Raw genomic sequence first — 18,758 nt, 5'->3', positions numbered from 1 at the left:
GGACCAGGGTCGCCCGCTCGTCCGGGGTGAGGGCGGCGAAGGCGTGGTCCAGGACGGGGGCCATGGCGCGCTCGGCGTCGGCCAGGGCGGCGGCCGCGACCAGGCCCAGTCCAAGACCGCTCGTGGCGACGCCCGGTTCCGCCTGTCGCGGCACGGGCAGGAGGCGGCTGGTGTCACTCACGGTGACGGCGATCCCCGAAGCGTCGCTGCTCAGGCGGACGTTCCCGGGGCCGCCGGTGTGACGGACGGCGTTGGTGACGAGTTCGCTGACGACCAGCAGGGTGTCCTCGTACAGCGCGGGCGGGACGCGGCTGCGGGCGAGGAAGGCCCGGGCCTGCGCGCGGACCTCCGCGACGCCGGAGGGCCGGCCGGGGAAGGAATCGGTCCACGCCGGCGGCGGGATCCGGGCGGGGGCGGACAGGGATGCGACGGTGTCCATGGCCTGACGGCCTTTCGGGAGCCGGCCGGGCGGCGGCCCGGCCGGTGGTCCGGAGGTGAGGGGTCCGGGTCCGGCGGCGGGAACGGGCGCGGGGACCGGAACGGGGGCGGGGCGACGCCCCGATCGCCCGTCCGACCCGTCGCCGACCGTACGCCGCGGGGACACGGTGCACGGCCGGCGGGCCCGGTGGCGAGGACCTGGTGGCGGGGCCTGCGGCGGCCTGACGGCAGCCGACGGCGGTGTCGTACGGCGGTGCCGTTCAGCGGCAGTGCCAGCCGGCGGACACCCAGACGCGCTCCCAGTGCGCCGGGGTCCACTTGTTCTCCCAACCGGCCTTGTGCCACACCTTGTGCCAGGAGCCGTCGTGCCAGTGGTGGTGGTTGTCCCACCAGCCCGGGTGCCACTCGTTGTGCCAGTGGCCGGACTGCCGGACCGGCTCCGAGTGGCCGGGCACCAGCTTGTTCTCCCAGTGCGCCGGGTACCAGCGGCACTGCCGGTGATCCTGGTGCTGCCGGTGGTCCTGGTGCTGCCGGTCTCCGTGGTCGGTCGTCCGGACGGTACTCGCCGAGGCGGCCGAGGCCGCGCCGGCGGACGTGGCGACCGCTGCGCCGCCGCCGAGCATCACGCAGGTGGCGGCGACGGCCAGCGACTTCCTGGTCCGTGTTGCGCGCATGGCCCGTCCTCCTTTCCTGATCCGATGTCATCCGGCCCTTCCCGCCGCACTGTTCGGGTGCTCTGACGGGCGGACGCCGGAACTTGTTCTCTGCCACTGATTCGCACGGGACCGGGCGCCGGACGGGTCACGCGGGCATAAATTGTGGGGGAATGTTCTACTTTTCACCGGTAAAGGAAGCACTGGCGACCTTCCCGGTGGACAGGGGACCCCGCACCCCGCCCCCGCACCCCCACCCCCGGCTGCGGCCGACCCGCGGCCGACCCGCCCGGGTGATTCCTGCCGGGAGACCAGTCCGCGGGGCCCGTCGGTCACGAATCACCAGTGCGGGCGCGCGTGAGAGCCCCCGCGCCCGGCGTGCGACCGTTCGCCGGGCCGTGCGAGTCGGAACCGCCGGGGTGAGCGACGGCACGGACGCAGCCGTACCCGGGCGCGGTCCGTGCCGCCCCGGCTCCGGCGACGAAGGGAGCCACGGTGTCCGAGCCGCTAGCACTGCCCGGCCCCACCGCCGCGGACCGGCGACTGCGGGAGCTGGTGGCCCGCACCGCCGTCGGCGACCACGACGCCTACCGCACGCTCTACCGGGCCCTGGCCGGCCAGGTCCTCGGCATGGTGCGCCGCGTCCTGCGCGATCCGGCCCAGTCCGAGGAGGTCGCGCAGGAGGTGATGCTGGAGGTCTGGCGCTCCGCCGCCCGCTACCGCCCCGACCGCGGCGGCGTCCTGGCCTGGGTGATGACCATGGCCCACCACCGCGCCGTCGACCGCGTCCGGCGCTCCCAGGCCGAGGCCTCACGCGAGGAGAAGGCCGCCGCCCACCTCCAGGAACGCGCCTTCGACGAGGTCGCGGAGCAGATCGAGAACCGGCTGGAGCGTGAGCGCGTGCGCCGCTGCCTGGGCCGGCTCACCGAACTCCAGCGCCAGTCACTCGTCCTGGCCTACTACCGCGGGCTGACCTACCCGGAGGTCGCCGACCTCCTCGAAGCCCCGCTGAGCACCGTCAAGACCCGGATGCGCGACGGACTCGTCCGCCTGCGCGACTGTCTGGGGGCCGGCTCATGACCGCGCACGACTCCCACACCCTCGGGGGCGCCCACGCCCTCCACGCCCTCGAACCCGCCGAGGCCGCGCTCTTCGAGACGCACCTGGCCGCCTGCCCGTCCTGCGTCCAGGAGGCCGCGGAGTTCGCCGACACCCTGGCCCGGTTCGCCGCCGCCGACGCCGTGCCCCTGCCGGACGGCATGGAGGCGCGCGCGATGACCGCCGTCACCGGGATCCGCCAGCTCCCTCCGGCGCGCCGCACCCCGGACCCGCGTCCATCGGCACCCCCGGAGCCGGGCCACGAACCGGCCCCGTCCGTACCGGCGCCCCGCCGCCCGCGCCGCCGCGCGCGCGAGCTCGTCCTGGCCGCCTGCCTCGCGCTCACCGCCACCCTCGGCGGGGTCGCCGTGCAGCAGCACGACCAGGCCGAACGGGCCCGCACGGCCGCCGCACACCAGCGGACCGAACTCCAGGAGGTCGCCGCGCTGGTCACCGCCCCCGACGCCCGCAGCAGCACCACCGGCTCCGACGAGGGGAGCGGCACCGTCGTCTGGTCCGCGGACCGCAACCAGGCCGCCTTCCTCACCACGGGGCTGGCCCCCCTCCCGCCCGATCGCGTCTACGAACTCTGGTACGTCGACGACGAACCGCGGCCGGCCGGCCTGCTCCCGCAGTCCCGCGGCACCGTGGTGCTCGCCGGTCCGCTGGACGGCGCCAAGGCCGTCGCCGTCACGGCGGAACCCCTCGGCGGCTCCCCCGCACCGACCACCGACCCCCTGCTCGTCGTCCGCCTCGCCTGACCGCCGCGGGCGCCGCGCGCCGTCGCCGGGAGCCGGTCGCGCCACCGTGACGGCCTTCTCTCCCCCTGTCCTTCACACACCTGTCCTCGCTGGTGTTCGACGGGTGACGCGTACGTCGACCGTGCCGTCGTCGCACCCGTCACCCGTCAGGCGTCGCCCGTCCGGCGTCACCCGTGGGCGGAGGTCAGTCCTGGGCGATCGGCAGGGCCAGGTCCGTGACGGCCGAGCCGGCCGCGAACGCACCGAGCGCGGTGGCCCGTCCGGTCAGGACGTCGACCCGGTAGAGCGACCGGGTGCCGCCGACCTCGAGCGCGGCGTAGCCGTGGTTGGTGCCCTGCCCGGTCGAGTAGTAGATGTCGAAGCCCGCGTCGACGGCGGGGTCGACGCCCAGCGCACCGGTCGGGGCGAGGGTCCCGGCGTTGGCCGGCGACTGCAGGACCGTCCGGTTGAGGGTGGTGTCGAGGTCGAAGAGCGTGGTGGCGGTGGCCGGGTCGAGGTCGTTGTTGGTGTAGGCCGCCGCGGTGACGCCGAGCGCGGTGGTGCCGGTGGTCGCCGGGGGGACGGCCGGGTTGGTCAGCGTGCCGTCGGCGACGGTGGTGCCGGCCGCCGGGGTGCCCGCCGGGTCGTCGAGGTTGTGCCGCAGGTTCTGGCCGGTGTCCGAGATGACCCGCAGCCGGTTGGCGGCGGGGTTGAAGTCCACTCCGAAGAAGGCGCCCTGGAGCGGGACGGTCAGCTGGGAGACCTTGGTGGCGCAGCCGCTGGTGTCGTCGAGGGTGTAGATGCCGCCCTGGTCACCGACCCCGTAGAGCAGGCCGTTCTGCACGCGGTAGTCGATGCCGACGATCTTCGCGTCGCCCGCGAGACCGGTGACCGCCCCGACGGTGCGGGCCCGGTCGGGGTGGGTGACCGGGAAGTCCACGAGTGTCTGGTCGGCGGTGAGGCCGATGGCGTGGAGTCTCTCCCCGCCCTCGGCGTCGGCGGGGGTCAGCGCGGTGGCGCCGGGGGCGAAGGTCAGGCCGAGTGAGGCGGCGGTGAGGGCGGTGGCGACGGCTGCCGCCAGACGGTTGCGCATGGGTGCTTCCTCCGGTGGGTGGCGGGCCCCCGGGGTGGGGGCCCGTCACCCAGCAACGCACGGCGTCGGCCGCTCCCGTCGCGCGGCGCGGCCGTGGTTCACCCGGGAGGAGGCCGGGTCGGGGTGAAACCCGTGACCCGACCAGTCCGGCGGCCCTCGGTGTGCGAACACTCCGCTGCCGGGGCGCTGCGCCCCGGGCCCAGGGGCACCGCACCCCGGGTGCGCCCGGAGCGCGGGGAGGGCCTAGAAGTAGTGGACCACCGCCAGCCGGAAGCGGGCCTGCACGGCGATTCCCGCGCCCTCGTGCGCGAAGGTCACGTCCTGGTGCCGGGCCAGGCCGGGCTGCGTGACGTCCGCGCTGGAGATCGTCCCGAAGGACTCGCCCAGGGACAGCGGTGCGATGTCCTCCGCGAACAGCTCCCCGCCGAAGTCGAGGAAGTAGCCGAAGTACTTCGGTTCCGAGGGATCGAGGTTCTCCCCGATGGACAGGGCGATCCGCATCCCCGCGTCGACGGGCGTGGCCTCGCCCCGGAAGAGGCGGAGGGGGCCCTCCGGGAAGGTGAACACGTCGTGCCGTGCCATCTCCACCGCCGTGACGGCTCCGCCGGTCATCAGGACCTTGTTGTAGGTCACTCCCCGGAGCCCGCCCGACACGTCCACGTAGTCGTTGGATCCGAACCCGCCGGTCTCGGCGTAGAGCTCCTCCAGGACGACCTCGACGAGTTTCGCCATCGGAACCTCCGCCCGCGTCGCTCCGCCCGGTCCCGGGCGCTGCGCCCGCCGGAGCGGAGGATCTTCCCCAGCATCGCAGCCGGGCGGCGGCCCCGCACATCGGTCGGGTCCCCCCGGCCGAGGGCCCGTCCGGCCGCCGCGGGGTGCGGCCTGCGCCACCTCCGGGACCAGTGGGCCGGGATCCGCCGGGGCGCGGGAAGGGCCTCGCACCGGGCCGTCCACGGTACGGCCGGCGGGACAGCGCCGCGCCGCCGGACCGCGCCGCGCACTTCCGGCGGCCCCGACCGGCCCCGGTATCCGCCCGGCGGGCACCCGCGCCGGGTCCCGGCTTCCGTCGCATGACATCGTGGACGCATGTGCGGACGCTTCGTTTCCACCACGACTCCCGTCGACCTGGTCGCCCTGCTCGGGGAGATGCGCTGGGACCCCGCCGAAACCCTCGCCCCGAACTGGAACGTCGCACCGACCGACCCGGTGGCGGCCGTGCTGGAGCGCCTCGACCGGGAGTCCGGTGAGCTGGTGCGGCAGGTGCGCCCGGTGCGCTGGGGTCTGGTGCCGTCCTGGTCGAAGGACGCGTCCGGCGGCGCGCGGATGATCAACGCGCGGTCGGAGACCGTCCACGAGAAGCCTGCCTACCGGAAGGCCTTCGCCGAGCGGCGCTGCGTGATCCCGGCCGACGGCTACTTCGAGTGGCGGCCCGTCCCGGCGGGCGAGGGCCGCAAGGCGTACAAGCAGCCGTACTTCCTCACCACCGGGGAACCGATGCTGATGGCCGGCCTGTACGAGTTCTGGCGCGACCCGGCGGTGCCGGAGGACGACCCGGCCGCGTGGCTGGCCACCGCGACCGTCGTCACACGGGACGCCACCGACAGCGCCGGCCGGATCCACGACCGGATGCCGCTGACCATCGCCACCGCCGACCTCGCGACCTGGCTCGACCCCGCGACCACGGATCCCGACGAGCTCCACCACCTGCTGCACACCCCGGGCGGCGGCGACCTCACCGTCCGCGCCGTCTCCACCGCGGTGAACAACGTCCGCTCCGACGGCCCGCAGCTGCTGGACGAGGTGCCGGACCCGCTCGGCCTCGCGGGGTAGCGGCCGGGCCGGCGGTTCCGGCGGCGCGACCGGTGGCGCGTCGGACGGGGGCGGTCGGGCGGGGGCGGTCAGGCGGGCGGGACGTCGGGGCGGAAGGCCAGGAGGGCGATGTCGTCGCGGGCGTCGGGGACCTGGGCGAGCAGGTGGTCGCACAGATCGTCCAACGGGCGGTCGCGCGCCCGGCCGGCCGTGTGCGCGAGCCGGTCCAGGCCCGTGGTCAGGTGCTCACCGGGGACTTCGACGAGTCCGTCCGTGTAGAGGATCAGGGTGTCACCGGCGGCGAGGCCGGCCCGGTGGGTCCGGCGCTCCTCGGCTGGGGCCACGCAGAGCGGCACGTCCGTCAGGTCCGACGTGAGGTAGCGGGCCGGGCCGTCGGCGGGCAGCAGCAGCGGGGGCGGGTGTCCGGCGTTGGACCAGGCCGCGAACCAGCCCCGGCCGGAGCGGGTGAGCTGGACGTGGACCGCGGTGGCGAAGGAGCCGATGCCGAGGCCCTCGGCGGCCCGGTCGAGCGCGGACAGGGTGTCGGCGGGCGTGTGCCCGGGCGTCGCGTTGTAGGCGACCGAGCGCAGCATGCTGCGGAACTGGCCCATCGTGGTGGCGGCGGTGAGGTCGTGGCCGGCGACGTCCCCGATGGTCAGGGTGAGGGACCCGTCGGGCAGGAGGAAGGCGTCGTACCAGTCGCCGCCGACCTCGGCGGTGCGGTTGCCCGGCTGGTAGCGGGCGGCGAGCCGGGCGCCGGGGACGGCCGGCGGCTCGGTGAGCAGGGCCCGCTGGAGGATCAGCGCGGCGTGGCGGGTGCGCTGGAGCTCCAGGGTCTGGCCCAGCGCGCCCTGTGCGCGCTGGAGGACTTCCTGGAGGAGGTCGATGTCGCCCCGGCCCGGCGGGGGCGAGCCCTGGCAGGTGGCGGCCGCGGCGAGGGCGGCGGGTGTGCCGTCGATGACCAGGGGCAGCAGGGTGAGGCTGGTGGCGCCGGCGGCGGCCAGCCAGCGCGCGGACTCCTCGGGCACCACGCCGGAGGGGATCTCGCCCGGCGGGAAGGTCAGCAGGGCCGGGGTGCGGTCGGCGACCGCGCGCAGGGCCACGGGTCCGAGCCGGAACGTCTGCCCCCGGAGCGGGGGAAGCGGGGGCAGGCCCGCGCGGGAGGTGGAGGCGATGCGGGTGCCGGTCGTCGCCCCGTGGCCCCGTTCGGAGAGCAGGAACACGGTGCAGGCGTCCGTGAGCTCGGGCACCACCAGCCCCGCGACGGCCGCGAAGGCGTCCTCCGGTCCCACGCTCTCGGTGACGGCCATGGTGTCGGCGAGGAGCCGTTCGCGCAGCCGGGTGCGCCAGCGGTCCTCGACGTCGGCGGTCGCACCGACCCACTCCACGAGCTCGCCCTCGCGCACGATCGGGACGCCGCGGGCGGTGATGTGGCGGTACTCGCCGGAGGCGAAGCGCAGCCGGTAGGTGTGTTCGAACATGGCCGGCTCACCGGCCTCCGCCTCGATCCAGCGTTCCCGCAGGCCGGCGCGGTCGTTGGGGTGGACCAACGACATCCAGGCCTCGTCCATGGTGTCGCGCCAGGGGTGCCCGGTCAGCCGCTCCCAGCCGGGGACCAGCTCGGTCATCGCGCCGTCCGGCTGGGCGGTCCACACCAGCTGGGAGACGGCCGAGACGAGGGCCTCGTAGCGCTGGAGGGCGTGCAGGCGTTCCGTCGACAGGCGCTGGGCGCGCTGGGCGGAGTGCACCTGCCCGGTGGTGTCGATGGCGGCGACGAGGACGCCGGGGCCGAAGCGGGAGGCGACCGGCGAGCAGCTGTAGACGAAGTGCCGGTGCTCGCGCTCCCCGTCGCCGGAGCCCTCCAGGGTGCGCGGGGTGGTGACCTGTCGGGCGGTGGTGTCGGCGAGGACGAGGTCGAGGGTGTCGACGAGTCCCTCCTCCTGCGGTTCGGTGAACAGCTCGCCGACGGGCACGCCGAGCGGCCGGGGGCCGAACAGGTCACGGAAGGCGTCGTTGCGGTAGACCAGGCGGTGTTCCCGGCCGGCCGTCAGCGCGATCGCCACGATCGCCCGGTCGAAGACCTCCGGGGTCAACTGCGGCTCGAACACCCGTGACGGCCCCTTTCCGGTTTCCGGACGACGGACGACGGACGACGGACGACGGCAGCACGCTCAGGCCCGGTGTCGGCGGCAGGCGGGACCGCCGTTCGGTCGGCAGGTTCCGATGCAATGGAACCACCGATGGGCCGCACTCCGCATCCAAGGCGCCGCCCCGCGCGGTCACCGCGGGTGACGGCGCCCCGGGTCGGGGCCGGGGCGCCGTCGGGCGGTCACCCCGTGGCCGTCCACCTCAGCAGGGCCGCGCCGAGCGACATGCCGCCGCCGAACCCGGCGAGCAGCACCAGGTCGCCCGCGCGCAGGTGGCCGCCCCGGTGGGCCTCGTCGAGGGCCAGGGCCACCGACGCGCTGCCGGTGTTGCCGTACCGCTCCAGCGTCCGGTGCGTGTGCGCGTGGTCCAGGCCGGCCAGGGTCACCAGCTCGCCCAGCAGCACGCCGTTCGCCTGGTGCGGCACGAAGTGGTCGACGTCGGCCAACCGGTGGCCGGTGCGTTCGACCAGCGTCCGGACCGCTCCGGGAACGTGCTCCACGGCGAAGTCCCGGACGGCCCGGCCCTTCATCCGGAAGAAGTGGCCGCCGTTCTCGACGGTGTCGTGCGTGGCCGGGTGCCGGCTGCCGCCGGCCTCCACCCCGATCAGCCCGTGCGCGTGCCCGTGCCCGGTCAGCTCCACGTCCACGAAACCGCCCGCCGGCACGGCACCGACCAGCGCCGCCCCGGCGCCGTCACCGAACAGCACCACCGTCCTGCGGTCGGTGGGGTCCAGGATCCGCGAGTACACGTCGGCGGCGACGACCAGTGCGTACGCGCCGGGCTCCTGGGCCACCAGGGCCCGGGCCAGAGCCAGGCCGTAGACGAAGCCGCTGCAGACGACGTTGATGTCGAAGCACGCGGCGCCGTGCGCGCCGAGTGCGTCCTGCACCAGGTGCGAGGTGGGCGGCTGCGGCGAGTCGGGCGTCGAGGTGGAGACGATGAGGTAGCGCAGCGCCGAGGCCGGCAGCCCCGCCTGCCGGAGCGTCCGTGCCGCGGCCTCGGCCGCCAGGTCCGAGGTGGCCTGGTCCGGTGCGGCGTAGCGGCGGGCGGCGATCTGCGTCTTCCGCTCGATCCACTCCGGGGTGACACCGGCCGGCCCGGCGATGTCCGCGCCGGTCACGATCCGCTCGGGGACGTACGACCCGGTGGCCAGGATCCCGGTCCCGCCCATCGTCACACCCGCGCCGTCGACGCGTACCGGCGCCAGGAGGTGAGCCGCTCGGCGCCGATCCGTGCGCGGGCGTCCGGGTCGGTCACCCCCAGGCCCTCCGCGGGCGCCAGGCAGAGCACGCCGACCTTGCCGATGTGCCGGTTGGTCTGCACCAGGCGCAGCGCCTCGCCGGTCTCGGTGAGGGGGAAGACGTCGGTGAGGATCGGCACCAGGCCGCCCTGCCGGAACAGCCTGGCGGTGTCGAACTGCTCCTGAAGGTTGGCGATGTGACTGCCGATCACCCGCTTGAGGTTCATCCACAGGTAGCGGTTGTCGTACTGGTGCTGGTAGCCGGTGCTCGACCCGCAGGTGACGACGATGCCGCCGCGCCGCACGACGTGCACCGAGGTGCCGAACGTGGCCCGGCCGACGTAGTCGAAGGCGACCCTGGGGTCCTCCCCGAGCTCGGCCCGGATCCTGCGGCCGAGCCGCTTGCCGTACTCGATCGCGTCCGCCGTGCCGTCCGAGTCGTCGCCCATGCCGATCTCGCGCCGGTCGATGATCACGTCGCAGCCCTGCTCGCGGAGGATCTGCGCCTTCCGGTCGGAGCTCACCACCCCGACCGCGATGCCGCCGCCGTTCTTGACCATCTGCACGGCGAACCCGCCCAGGCCGCCGGTCGCGCCCCAGACCAGCACGACGTCGCCCTGCTTGATCTGCGCGCCGTGGTCGCCGACCAGCATGCGGTAGGCGGTGCCCGCGCACAGCGTGATCGAGGCGGCCTCCTCCCAGGTCAGGTGCGGCGGCTTGGGCACCAGCTGGCTGGCCCGCGCGACCGTGTAGTGGGCCAGGCCGCCGAAGTTGGTCTCGTAGCCCCAGGCCCGCCCGCCGGGGCCCATCATGCCGTCGTCGTGCGCGCCAGGCTCCTGGTCGTCGACGTAGGCCGGGCTGACCATGACGTGGTCGCCGACGTTCCAGTGCCGCACGCCGTCGCCGACCCGGACCACCACGCCGGCGGCGTCCGAACCGACGATCTGGTGCGGCAGGTCGTGGCGGGCCGCGTATCCGCCCTGCCGGGCGAGCCGGTTCAGCGCCGTGAACGTCGAGATCGGCTTGAACATCGCCGACCACACGGTGTTGTAGTTGATCGAGCTGGCCATCACCGCGACGACCACCTCGTCCGGGGCCAGCCGGGGCATCGGCACCGGGCCGACGTGCAGCGACCGCCGGACGTCGGGGTCGGCGTCGCCGTCGAAGATCCCGACGTCCGAGGCCCGCAGGTGCGCCGCGGGGAACAGATCGGGCAGCGGGAGCGCGCCGAGTTCCTCCGGGGAGGCACCGGAGAGCACCGCTTCGGCCAAGATATCCATGGAAGAGTCCTCGCGTTCGCGAACGGGTGTGCGGTCAGCCGGTGGCGTCGAACGCGGCGGCGTCACCGACGTCGCCGACGGCCGGCACCGGGAAGGGGAAGGCCGCGCCGGGCCGGACCGGTGCGCCCTCGCGGCCGGCGCCGGCGGCCCCGGGGCGGTGCGGACGGCCGGACGGTTCGCCGGAGGACCGCCCACGCAGGGCCGGCGCGACGCCGGCACCGCGCCACCGGGTGGACGTCGCCGTCCCGGTCGGCGTGCGCATCCGGCTCTCCCCCCGCTTGCCGTGCTCCCCACCCCGATCCTTGGGGCCGACCGTGCCCGTTCACACCCCAGCGTCGCCCCTACGGGTCCGGGGCCTTCCGTGGGACCCGGGGCGCCGCCGGACGGGACGGCCGCCGGCGCCCCGGGACCGCTCACGCGGCGGGTACGAGCGTCACACCCGCCGCCGCCGCGAGGGCCGCGTCGGCGGCCTCGCCGGGTGCGCAGGAGCGCCGCAGGGCGGCCAGCAGCCGCGGGTCCAGCCGGGCCGAGGCGGCCCGCCGCCCCGGGTCCACCAGCCGGGCGGCCTCCGCCAGCCATGCGGAGGACGCCGGCACACCCAGGAACCCGGCCAACCGGGTCAGCTCCGCCGGGGCGTCCGCGACCAGGGCCTCGTAGGAGATCATGGTCCACTCCTCGGAGGGCAGCCGCAGCAGTTCGTCGGCGCCCTCGCTGACCATCGTGGACCACAGCGCACCGAACGCGGTGACCGGGATGTCCCGGCGCATCAGCCGCGGCAGTTCCGACGGGAGCGCCAGCAACCGGCCCAACTCCTCCGGGAGCAGCCGGAACTGGGCCTCCCCCAGCTCCCCCGGGGAGGCGACCCCGGCGATCCGGGCGGCCTCCTGGCCCAGCAGCATCTGCCGGAACCCGGGGTGCCGGCTCATCGACAGCGCCGAGTCGGCACCGTCCCGGGTGAGGTAGACGAACCTGGCCTCGGGGAACTGCGCCCGCAGCGCGGGCAGCATCCCCAGCGACCCTCCGGACCGCTCCACGGGAACCGGCCGGTCGAAGCGTTCGGCCAGGTGGGCGAAGAGCGCCCGGTACTGGTCCGCGATCGGACGGGCCGGCCAGCCCGGCACCTCTCCGGCCAGCTCGTCGTGGAGCGCGTCCGGGTCGTCGGAGAGCATCGGCAGCGTCATGTGGCAGATCGCCGGGACACCCTCGACCGGGTCGAACCGCCCCGTCCCGTACGGGTAGATCAGTTCGGAGACCTTGAGTCCCTCGGCGACCATGATGTCCATGGTCGGCTCGGGCTCGCTGAGCATCCGCCAGAACTGCGCGCCGTCCGGGGCCCCGTCGAGGTAGCCACGGCTGCGCACGGTGCTGAAGAGCTCGCTCAGGCTGAGCACCTCGGGGTGGGCGCGCAGCATCCGGGAGACCAGCGTCGACCCGCACCGGCCGGTACTGATGACGAACGTCGGAGTCATGGACCGTCCTCAGAGCGAGAGGGAGAGCAGCTGGTCGCTGATCAGGTTGATCACCGCACGCTGGTGCTTGGCGAGGTAGAAGTGGCCGCCCTCGAAGGAGCGCAGCTCGAACTCCCCGGTGGTGTGGTCGGCCCACGCGCCGGCCTCGTCCAGGGTCACCTTCGGGTCGCTGTCGCCGGTCAGCGCGATGATCGGGCAGTCGAGCGCCGGGCCGGGCCGGTACCGGTAGGTCTCGGCGGCCGTGTAGTCGCTGCGGATCGCCGGCAGGATCATCCGCAGCAGCTCCAGGTCACCGAGGATGCGGGCATCGGTGCCGCTGAGGGTCTTCAGCTCCGCGACGATCTCGTCGTCGCCGAGCTTGTGCACGTTCTCGTCCCGGTGCCGGGAGGGGGCGCGGCGGCCCGAGGCGAACAGCGTGACGGGGGCTTCGAGCTGCTCGCGCTTCATCCGCACGGCGACCTCGAACGCCACGGTGGCGCCCATGCTGTGGCCGAAGAAGGCCAGCGGGCGGTCCATCAGCGGGCGCAGCGCGGCGAACGCCTCGTCGGCCAGCTCGGCGACGGTGGTCAGCGGACGCTCGTGCCGCCGGTCCTGCCGGCCCGGGTACTGCAGCGCCACCACCTGGACGGTCGACTGCATCGCGTCGGAGACCGGGTAGAAGAAGCTGGCCGATCCACCGGCGTGCGGGAAGCAGACCAGGGTGACCTCGCTCGGTTCGTGGTGGAACCGGCGGACCCACGGGTTGTCGTACTCGACGTTGGTCATCGGGAGGAGGCTTTCGGTTCGAGAGGGGACGAGGGCGTGGAGGAGAAGGAGGAAACGGGAGCGGAGGAGGACGGACCGGGGGCTTCGGGGGATCCGGCCGACGCGGCGAGCCAGTCGTCGACCGCCCGTGCCGTGGTCGCGGCGTGCTCCTCCATGACCGAGAAGTGGTTGCCGGGGGTGTCCACCGTGCTGTGCGGCAGCGTCCACGACGAGCGCCAGTCACCGTCGCGCGACCAGCCGAACATGGGCTCGGTGGCCCGGACGAGCAGCGTGCGGGCCCGGATCGGGGTCGGCTGCCACCCGTGGAACAGCCGGACGTAGCCGCCCATCGCGGTCAGCCTGGTGTCGTCCATCGGGACGTAGCCGTCCTCCCGCTCGATCATGCCGGCGCTGAGGACCGGCTGGATGCCCGCGAGCGCCTCGACGTCGTGCGAGTAGATGTCGATGAGCACCAGCGCGTCCACGGCCGCGCCGGCACGCTCCAGTTCGGCGGCCACCGCGTGCGCGAGCATGCCGCCCGAGGAGTGTCCGACCAGCGCGATCGGCGACCCCCCGGTGTGCGCCAGGATCGCCTCGGCCTGGGCCGAGACCACCGCCTCCACCGTCGCCGGCAGTGGCTCGCCACGGCCGAACCCGGGCGCGGCGACGGCCGCGACGTCCCGCCGGCCGCGCAGGGCGCCGGCGAACCGGACGTACTGGTGCGGGCCGGAGATGGCCAGGATCGAGGGCAGGCAGACGAGGCCGGGCGCGTCCGTGCCCCCGGCCAGCCGCACCACCGGAACCGGCGCGGGCAGCTCGCGACTCGTCCGGAAGGCCGGGCGGAACTCCGACGCGGCGACCAGCAGGCCGAAGAAGTCGCCGCTGCGCCCGGTGGCGGAGGCTTCCCGGAACAGCGTGCCGAGGGTGCCGGCGGCCTCCTCCGGCGCGGGCCGGTCCCCGTCGCCGGGCGCGAACTGCCCGGCGAGGTGGGCCACGAGGGCATCGGGGGTGGGGTGGTCGAACAGCAGCGTGGTCGGCAGCCGCAGTCCGGTGGCCGCGCCGAGCCGGTTGCGCAGCTCCACCGACGTGAGCGAATCGAATCCGGCCTCCAGGAAGGGCCGGTGCGGGTCGACGGTGTCGGACCCGGTGTGGGCGAGGACGACGGCGGCCTGCCGGGCGACCAGGTCGGCCAGCGCCTCCCGCCGCTCGTCGGCGGGCAGTTGCGCCAGCCGGCGCTGGAAGGCCGCGAGCGCGGACCGGTCCGGCACACCTCCCCCGGACCGGCCCGCCGGGGCGAGCCCGGCCAGGATCTCGGGAAGCGCCCCGGCGGCCCCGGCGGCACGGAGTCCGGCCAGGTCCAGGGAGACCGGGACGACGAGCGGGCGTCCCTCGGCGAGCGCGGCGTCGAGGGCGGCGAGGCCCTGCTCGTCGGTGAGCGGGAGAACTCCGCCCTGGCGCAGCCGCCGCCGCTCGGCGTCGGTGAGGGACTCGCCCATGCCCGCGTCCCACAGACCCCAGGCGAGGGAGGTCGCCGGGACGCCCCGGGCGCGCAGCTCGGTCGCGTACGCGTCCAGGAACGTGTTGGCGGCGGAGTAGTTGGCCTGGCCCGGGTTGCCGACGACGCCGGCCACCGAGGAGTAGAGGACGAAGGCACTCAGTGCCCGGCCCTCCGTCGCGGCGGCGAGGTTGCGCGCGGCGTCGACCTTGACCCGGAACACCGTGTCGAGGCGCTCGGGCGTCAGATCGGCGAGGAGGGCGTCGTCCAGCACACCGGCGGCGTGGATCACCGCCGACACCGGCTCGCCCCGCAGCGCTGCGGTGACCGCTTCCGCGTCCGCCACGTCACAGGCCACCGCCCGGACCTTCGCCGAAGCGAGCTCCTCGACGAGTCCGGCATCCCCACCGGAACGGGAGAGCAACAGCAGGTCACGGACCCCGTGCGTCTCGACCAGATGCCGGGCCACCAGGCCACCGAGCGTGCCGGTCGCACCGGTCACCACCACCGTGCCGTCCCCGAACTCCACCGGCGCGGACGCGGAACCCGTCAGGCGCACCAGACGCGGCACAGTGACCACGCCCTCACGAACGACGGCCTGCGGCAGCGGATAGAACACGTCCTCGGCCGCGTCCACCAGATGGAGCCGGTCCGGATGCTCGGCCTGCGCCGACCGCACCAGACCCCACAACGCGGCACCATCCGCGTCCGTGATCTCCGTACCTTCCGCACCGAATGTCCGCACCACCAGGCGCGATTCGGACCACGCCGCGTCGGCCAGCCACGACTGGAGCAGCACCAGCAACTGGGCAGCCCGGTCCCGGGCCGCACCCGCCGCCGTCGCATCCACCAACAGCACCGGCACCGGCACCGGCAACGCGTCACCGAGACGGATCACCGCACCCGGCACCTCACCCGCCACCTCCTGCGCGGCCCACTCCACCGCGTAGAGCAGCCGCTCGGCCGCTCCGCCGCCCAACTGGCCGGCCGCGACCGGCCGCAGGGTGAGCCGGTCGACCCGGGCGACCGGCAGGCCGGTCGGGTCCGCCAGGTCGAGTCCCACCGTGTCGATGCCGCTCCGGGCCGTCAGCCGCACCCGCAGCGAGGTACCGGCGGCCGGGGCGAACCGGTGGACCCCGGAGAACGCGAACGGCAGCCGCAGCCCGTCACCGGACAGCAGCGCCGCCGGGCCGATCGCGTGCAGGACCGCGTCGAACAGCGCCGGGTGCAGGCCGAACCCGTCGTCCGGCGCGTCGGTCCGCACCTCGGCGAACACCTCCTCGCCGCGCCGCCACAGCCGGCGCAGGCCCCGGAAGGCCGGCCCGTAGTCGAGGCCGGCGTCCGCGAACGCCTCGTACAGGCCGGCCAACGGCAGCTCCTCGGCTCCGGCCGGCGGCCAGTCGACCAGGTCGGCGTCGACGTCGGCGGCTTCGGCGGCGGAGAGGACACCGGTGGCGTGCAGGACCCACGGCTCGCCGTCGTCGGCGCGGGAGTGGATCGTGACCGGGCGTCGGCCGTCCTCCTCGGTCACGGTGAGCCGGAGGGTCACCGTGCCGCGCTCGGACAGGGTCAGTGGCGCCTGGAGCAGGAGTTCGTCCAGCGCCGGCGCGCCGGCGCGTTCGCCGGCGGCGAGCGCCAGCTCGACCAGCGCGGTGCCCGGCAGCACGGTGCGGCCCAGCACGGTGTGCTCGGCCAGCCAGGGCTGGGTGGCCGCGGTGAGCGTTCCGGTGAGGACCACCGTGGCGGTGTCCGGGAGGTCGACCGCGGCACCGAGCAGCGGATGACCGGTCGGGTCCAGGCCGAGGCCGTGGGCGTCGCCGCCACCGGGGCGCGGGCGGGGCCAGAGCCGGCGGTGGGTGAACGGGTAGGTCGGCAGGTCCGCCCGGCCCGCCCCGCCGACGACCGACCGCCAGTCGACGTCGGCGCCGTCGACGAACAGCGTGGCGACCGAGGTCAGGAGGGTCAGCGGCTCGGTGTGCCCGCGGCGCAGCGCCGGCACGGCCAGCAGCCCGGCGTCCGCCTCCTGGACCAGGGTGGTGAGCACCGCGTCGGGCCCCACCTCCAGGACCCGGGTGACCCCCTGGGCGGCGAGTGCGCGGACGGCGTCGGCGAAACGGACCGGGCGGCGGACCTGGTCGACCCAGTAGTCGGGGTCGGTCCATTCGCCCCCGGCGACCGCCGCACCGGTGACGGTGGAGACCGCGGCCACCCTCGGCTCGGCGAACGTCAGCCCGGCGGTCTCCTTCGCGAAGTCGGCGAGCACCGGCTCCATGAGCCGGGAGTGGAAGGCGTGGCTGGTCCGCAGGCGGCCGGTCTTCCAGCCGCGCTCGGCGGCGGCCGTCGCGGCCCGCTCGATCGCGGCGTCCGATCCGGAGAGCACGACCGCGCGGGGCCCGTTGACGGCCGCCACGTCGATGTCCCCGCACGCCGCCCGGACGTCGGCCTCGGCGGCGCGCACCGTGAGCATCCCGCCCCCGGACGGCAGGGCCTGCATCAGCCGACCGCGTGCGGTGACCAGCCGGGCCGCGTCGGCCAGGGTGAGGACCCCGGCCACGTGGGCGGCGGTGATCTCGCCGACCGAGTGTCCGGCGACCACGTCCGGCCTGATGCCCCAGTGCTCCAGCAGGGCCGCCAGCGCGACCTCGACGGCGAAGAGGGCGGGCTGGGCCGTCCCGGTCCGGTGGATCCCCTCCTCGTCGTCGAGCAGGTCGTGGGCGGGCAGGCCGAGCGCGGCGCACACGGCGTCGAACGCGGCCGCGTACACCGGGAACGCCGTGTAGAGCTCGCGGCCCATGCCGACCCGCTGGGCGCCCTGACCGGTGAAGACGAGGGCGAGCCGGCCGGGGCGTGCGGTGCCCCGGACGGTGCCGCCCTCGGACAGCGCGGCCGCCAGTGCGGGCCGGTCCGGGCCGAGGGCGACGGCCCGGTACGGCAACCGGGACCGGTCGGCGAGCGTACGGGCGACCGCGCCCGGCTGCACGTCCGGACGATCGGTGAGGAACGCGGCCAGTCGGCGGGCCTGGGCGTCCAGCGCGGTCTCGTCGGCCGCCGCGAGGACGACCGGGACGACCGGGACGACCGGCGCCGCGGGGGTGGCCGGCGGAGGCGTCTCGGCCGGGGCGGCGGCCGGCTCGGTGGCCGGGGCGGCTTCGAGGATGACGTGGGCGTTGGTGCCGCTGATGCCGAACGAGGACACCCCGGCCCGGCGCGGCCGGCCGGTCGCGGGCCAGTCACGCGCCTCGGTCAGCAGCTCCACCGAGCCCGCCGACCAGTCCACGTGCGACGACGGCTCGTCCACGTGCAGCGTGCCGGGCAGCACGCCGTGCCGCATCGACTCCACCATCTTGATGATCCCGGCCACACCCGCCGCCGCCTGCGTATGGCCGAGGTTCGACTTCACCGAACCCAGCCACAACGGCTCGTTCTCCGCACGGTCCTGGCCGTAGGTCGCCAGGAGGGCCTGGGCCTCGATCGGGTCGCCCAGCGGCGTGCCCGTGCCGTGGGCCTCCACCACGTCCACGTCGCCGGTGCCGAGCCGTGCGTTGGCCAGCGCCTGGCGGATCACCCGCTGCTGCGAGGGCCCGTTCGGGGCGGTCAGGCCGTTCGACGCGCCGTCGGAGTTCACGGCACTCCCCCGGACGACCGCGAGGACCGGGTGGCCCAGGCGCTGCGCGTCCGAGAGCCGCTCCACGAGCAGCATGCCGACACCCTCGCCCCAGCCGGTGCCGTCCGCCCCCTCGGCGAACGACTTGCACCGGCCGTCGGGCGCCAGGCCGCGCTGGCGCGAGAACCCGATGAACGTGTTCGGGGTCGCCATCACGGTGACGCCCCCGGCGAGCGCCAGCTCGCACTCCCGGTTCCGCAGCGCCTGCACCGCCAGGTGCAGGGCGACCAGGGAGGAGGAACACGCGGTGTCGACGGTGAGTGTCGGCCCCTCCAGACCGAAGGTGTAGGCGACCCGGCCGGACGCGATGCTCCCGCCGGTGCCCAGGAATCCCTCGGCCGCCTCCGCCGAGTTGCCCATCACCAGCGCGTAGTCGTTGTACATGACGCCCGCGAACACCCCGGTCCGCGAGCCACGCAGCCCCAGCGGGTCGATCCCGGCCCGCTCGAACGCCTCCCACGACGTCTCCAGCAGCAGCCGGTGCTGCGGGTCCATCGCCAACGCCTCGCGCGGCGAGATCCCGAACACCGTCGGGTCGAAGTCGGCGGCCCCGGACAGGAATCCGCCGTCCCGGGAGTACGACGTACCCGGGTGGTCGGGGTCGGGGTGGTAGAGGTTCTCCACGTCCCAGCCACGATCGGTCGGGAACGTCCCGATCGCGTCCCGGCCCGCGGCCACCAGCTCCCACAGGTCCTCGGGCGAACCGATCCCGCCGGGGAACCGGCAGGCCGTCCCGACGATCGCGATCGGCTCGGACGCGGCCTGCTCGGCCCCGCGGAGCTGCTCCCGGGTGTCGTGGAGCTCGGCGGTGACTCGTTTGAGGAAGTAACGCAGCCGATCCTCGGGGACCCGGCCTGGCTCGCTCATGTGCTGTTGCCTCTCGTTGC

The 18,758-nt window shown here is 75.1% G+C and carries 14 protein-coding genes; 3 read left to right on the top strand and 11 right to left on the bottom strand.

Annotation, left to right across the window (positions count from 1 at the left end):
* Together ABZY91_RS18820 and ABZY91_RS18815 are read right to left on the bottom strand one after the other, a co-directional pair.
* A partial coding sequence (locus tag ABZY91_RS18820) for an ATP-binding protein (RefSeq protein ID WP_355403649.1) occupies positions 1-439 on the bottom strand: 439 nt, incomplete at its 3' end.
* A gap of 259 nt (positions 440-698) precedes the next feature.
* On the bottom strand, positions 699-1,112 hold the full coding sequence (locus ABZY91_RS18815) for a hypothetical protein (protein ID WP_329881364.1): 414 nt from the start codon (positions 1,110-1,112) through the stop codon (positions 699-701).
* A 474-nt stretch (positions 1,113-1,586) separates the two neighbouring features.
* Here ABZY91_RS18815 and sigK point away from each other — a divergent pair, with 474 nt between their 5' ends.
* Together sigK and ABZY91_RS18805 are read left to right on the top strand one after the other, a co-directional pair.
* Positions 1,587-2,171 carry an ECF RNA polymerase sigma factor SigK gene (gene sigK / locus ABZY91_RS18810; protein ID WP_329951199.1) on the top strand — a complete coding sequence of 195 codons (585 nt, stop codon included), beginning with the start codon at positions 1,587-1,589 and terminating at the stop codon, positions 2,169-2,171.
* Complete coding sequence (locus tag ABZY91_RS18805; protein ID WP_355403646.1) at positions 2,168-2,950, top strand: anti-sigma factor; 783 nt, start codon at positions 2,168-2,170, stop codon at positions 2,948-2,950. The genes sigK and ABZY91_RS18805 overlap by 4 nt, the downstream gene beginning before the upstream one ends.
* A 184-nt stretch (positions 2,951-3,134) precedes the next feature.
* Here ABZY91_RS18805 and ABZY91_RS18800 read toward each other — a convergent pair whose 3' ends face one another.
* Positions 3,135-4,022 (bottom strand): DUF4394 domain-containing protein, encoded by an 888-nt coding sequence (locus ABZY91_RS18800; RefSeq protein ID WP_355403644.1) that lies wholly within the window; start codon positions 4,020-4,022, stop codon positions 3,135-3,137.
* A gap of 243 nt (positions 4,023-4,265) precedes the next feature.
* Positions 4,266-4,754 (bottom strand): hypothetical protein, encoded by a 489-nt coding sequence (locus tag ABZY91_RS18795; protein WP_355403642.1) that lies wholly within the window; start codon positions 4,752-4,754, stop codon positions 4,266-4,268.
* A gap of 354 nt (positions 4,755-5,108) precedes the next feature.
* Between ABZY91_RS18795 and ABZY91_RS18790 the strand changes: the two genes are divergently transcribed.
* Positions 5,109-5,852: an SOS response-associated peptidase gene (locus ABZY91_RS18790; protein ID WP_355403640.1), complete on the top strand. Its 744-nt coding sequence runs from the start codon at positions 5,109-5,111 to the stop codon at positions 5,850-5,852.
* A gap of 68 nt (positions 5,853-5,920) precedes the next feature.
* On the opposite strand, the gene ABZY91_RS18785 is transcribed toward ABZY91_RS18790, so the two are convergent.
* The 7 genes from ABZY91_RS18785 to ABZY91_RS18755 form a co-directional block, all read right to left on the bottom strand.
* Complete coding sequence (locus ABZY91_RS18785) at positions 5,921-7,939, bottom strand: SpoIIE family protein phosphatase (protein ID WP_355403638.1); 2,019 nt, start codon at positions 7,937-7,939, stop codon at positions 5,921-5,923.
* Between the two features lie 221 nt (positions 7,940-8,160).
* Positions 8,161-9,150 carry a beta-ketoacyl-ACP synthase 3 gene (locus ABZY91_RS18780; protein WP_355403636.1) on the bottom strand — a complete coding sequence of 330 codons (990 nt, stop codon included), beginning with the start codon at positions 9,148-9,150 and terminating at the stop codon, positions 8,161-8,163.
* Between the two features lie 2 nt (positions 9,151-9,152).
* Positions 9,153-10,499, bottom strand: a complete 1,347-nt coding sequence (gene ccrA, locus ABZY91_RS18775; protein WP_355403634.1) for a crotonyl-CoA carboxylase/reductase — start codon at positions 10,497-10,499, stop codon at positions 9,153-9,155.
* Between the two features lie 34 nt (positions 10,500-10,533).
* Positions 10,534-10,761, bottom strand: coding sequence for a hypothetical protein (locus tag ABZY91_RS18770; protein ID WP_355403632.1), 228 nt, complete (start codon positions 10,759-10,761; stop codon positions 10,534-10,536).
* A gap of 151 nt (positions 10,762-10,912) precedes the next feature.
* Entirely contained in the window at positions 10,913-11,968 is a 1,056-nt protein-coding gene (locus ABZY91_RS18765; RefSeq protein ID WP_329881374.1) for a sulfotransferase, read from the bottom strand.
* A gap of 9 nt (positions 11,969-11,977) precedes the next feature.
* A complete protein-coding gene (locus ABZY91_RS18760) occupies positions 11,978-12,733 on the bottom strand; it encodes an alpha/beta fold hydrolase (protein WP_355403629.1) in 756 nt (251 codons plus the stop codon).
* On the bottom strand, positions 12,730-18,738 hold the full coding sequence (locus ABZY91_RS18755) for a type I polyketide synthase (protein ID WP_355403627.1): 6,009 nt from the start codon (positions 18,736-18,738) through the stop codon (positions 12,730-12,732). The genes ABZY91_RS18760 and ABZY91_RS18755 overlap by 4 nt, the downstream gene beginning before the upstream one ends.
* Positions 18,739-18,758 lie beyond the last annotated feature (20 nt).

The organism is Kitasatospora sp. NPDC002965, assembly GCF_040611255.1.
Lineage (GTDB): Bacteria > Actinomycetota > Actinomycetes > Streptomycetales > Streptomycetaceae > Kitasatospora.
The sequence above is the reverse complement of the archived record's forward strand: the minus strand, read 5'-3'. Positions and strand labels throughout refer to the sequence as shown.

Coding starts and splice junctions, on each gene's coding strand:
- ABZY91_RS18815 (WP_329881364.1), bottom strand. CDS start 1,112: ATGCGCGCAACACGGACCAGGAAGTCGCTGGCCGTCGCCGCCACCTGC.
- ABZY91_RS18805 (WP_355403646.1), top strand. CDS start 2,168: ATGACCGCGCACGACTCCCACACCCTCGGGGGCGCCCACGCCCTCCAC.
- ABZY91_RS18800 (WP_355403644.1), bottom strand. CDS start 4,022: ATGCGCAACCGTCTGGCGGCAGCCGTCGCCACCGCCCTCACCGCCGCC.
- ABZY91_RS18795 (WP_355403642.1), bottom strand. CDS start 4,754: ATGGCGAAACTCGTCGAGGTCGTCCTGGAGGAGCTCTACGCCGAGACC.
- ABZY91_RS18790 (WP_355403640.1), top strand. CDS start 5,109: ATGTGCGGACGCTTCGTTTCCACCACGACTCCCGTCGACCTGGTCGCC.
- ABZY91_RS18780 (WP_355403636.1), bottom strand. CDS start 9,150: ATGGGCGGGACCGGGATCCTGGCCACCGGGTCGTACGTCCCCGAGCGG.
- ccrA (WP_355403634.1), bottom strand. CDS start 10,499: ATGGATATCTTGGCCGAAGCGGTGCTCTCCGGTGCCTCCCCGGAGGAA.
- ABZY91_RS18770 (WP_355403632.1), bottom strand. CDS start 10,761: ATGCGCACGCCGACCGGGACGGCGACGTCCACCCGGTGGCGCGGTGCC.
- ABZY91_RS18765 (WP_329881374.1), bottom strand. CDS start 11,968: ATGACTCCGACGTTCGTCATCAGTACCGGCCGGTGCGGGTCGACGCTG.
- ABZY91_RS18760 (WP_355403629.1), bottom strand. CDS start 12,733: ATGACCAACGTCGAGTACGACAACCCGTGGGTCCGCCGGTTCCACCAC.
- ABZY91_RS18755 (WP_355403627.1), bottom strand. CDS start 18,738: ATGAGCGAGCCAGGCCGGGTCCCCGAGGATCGGCTGCGTTACTTCCTC.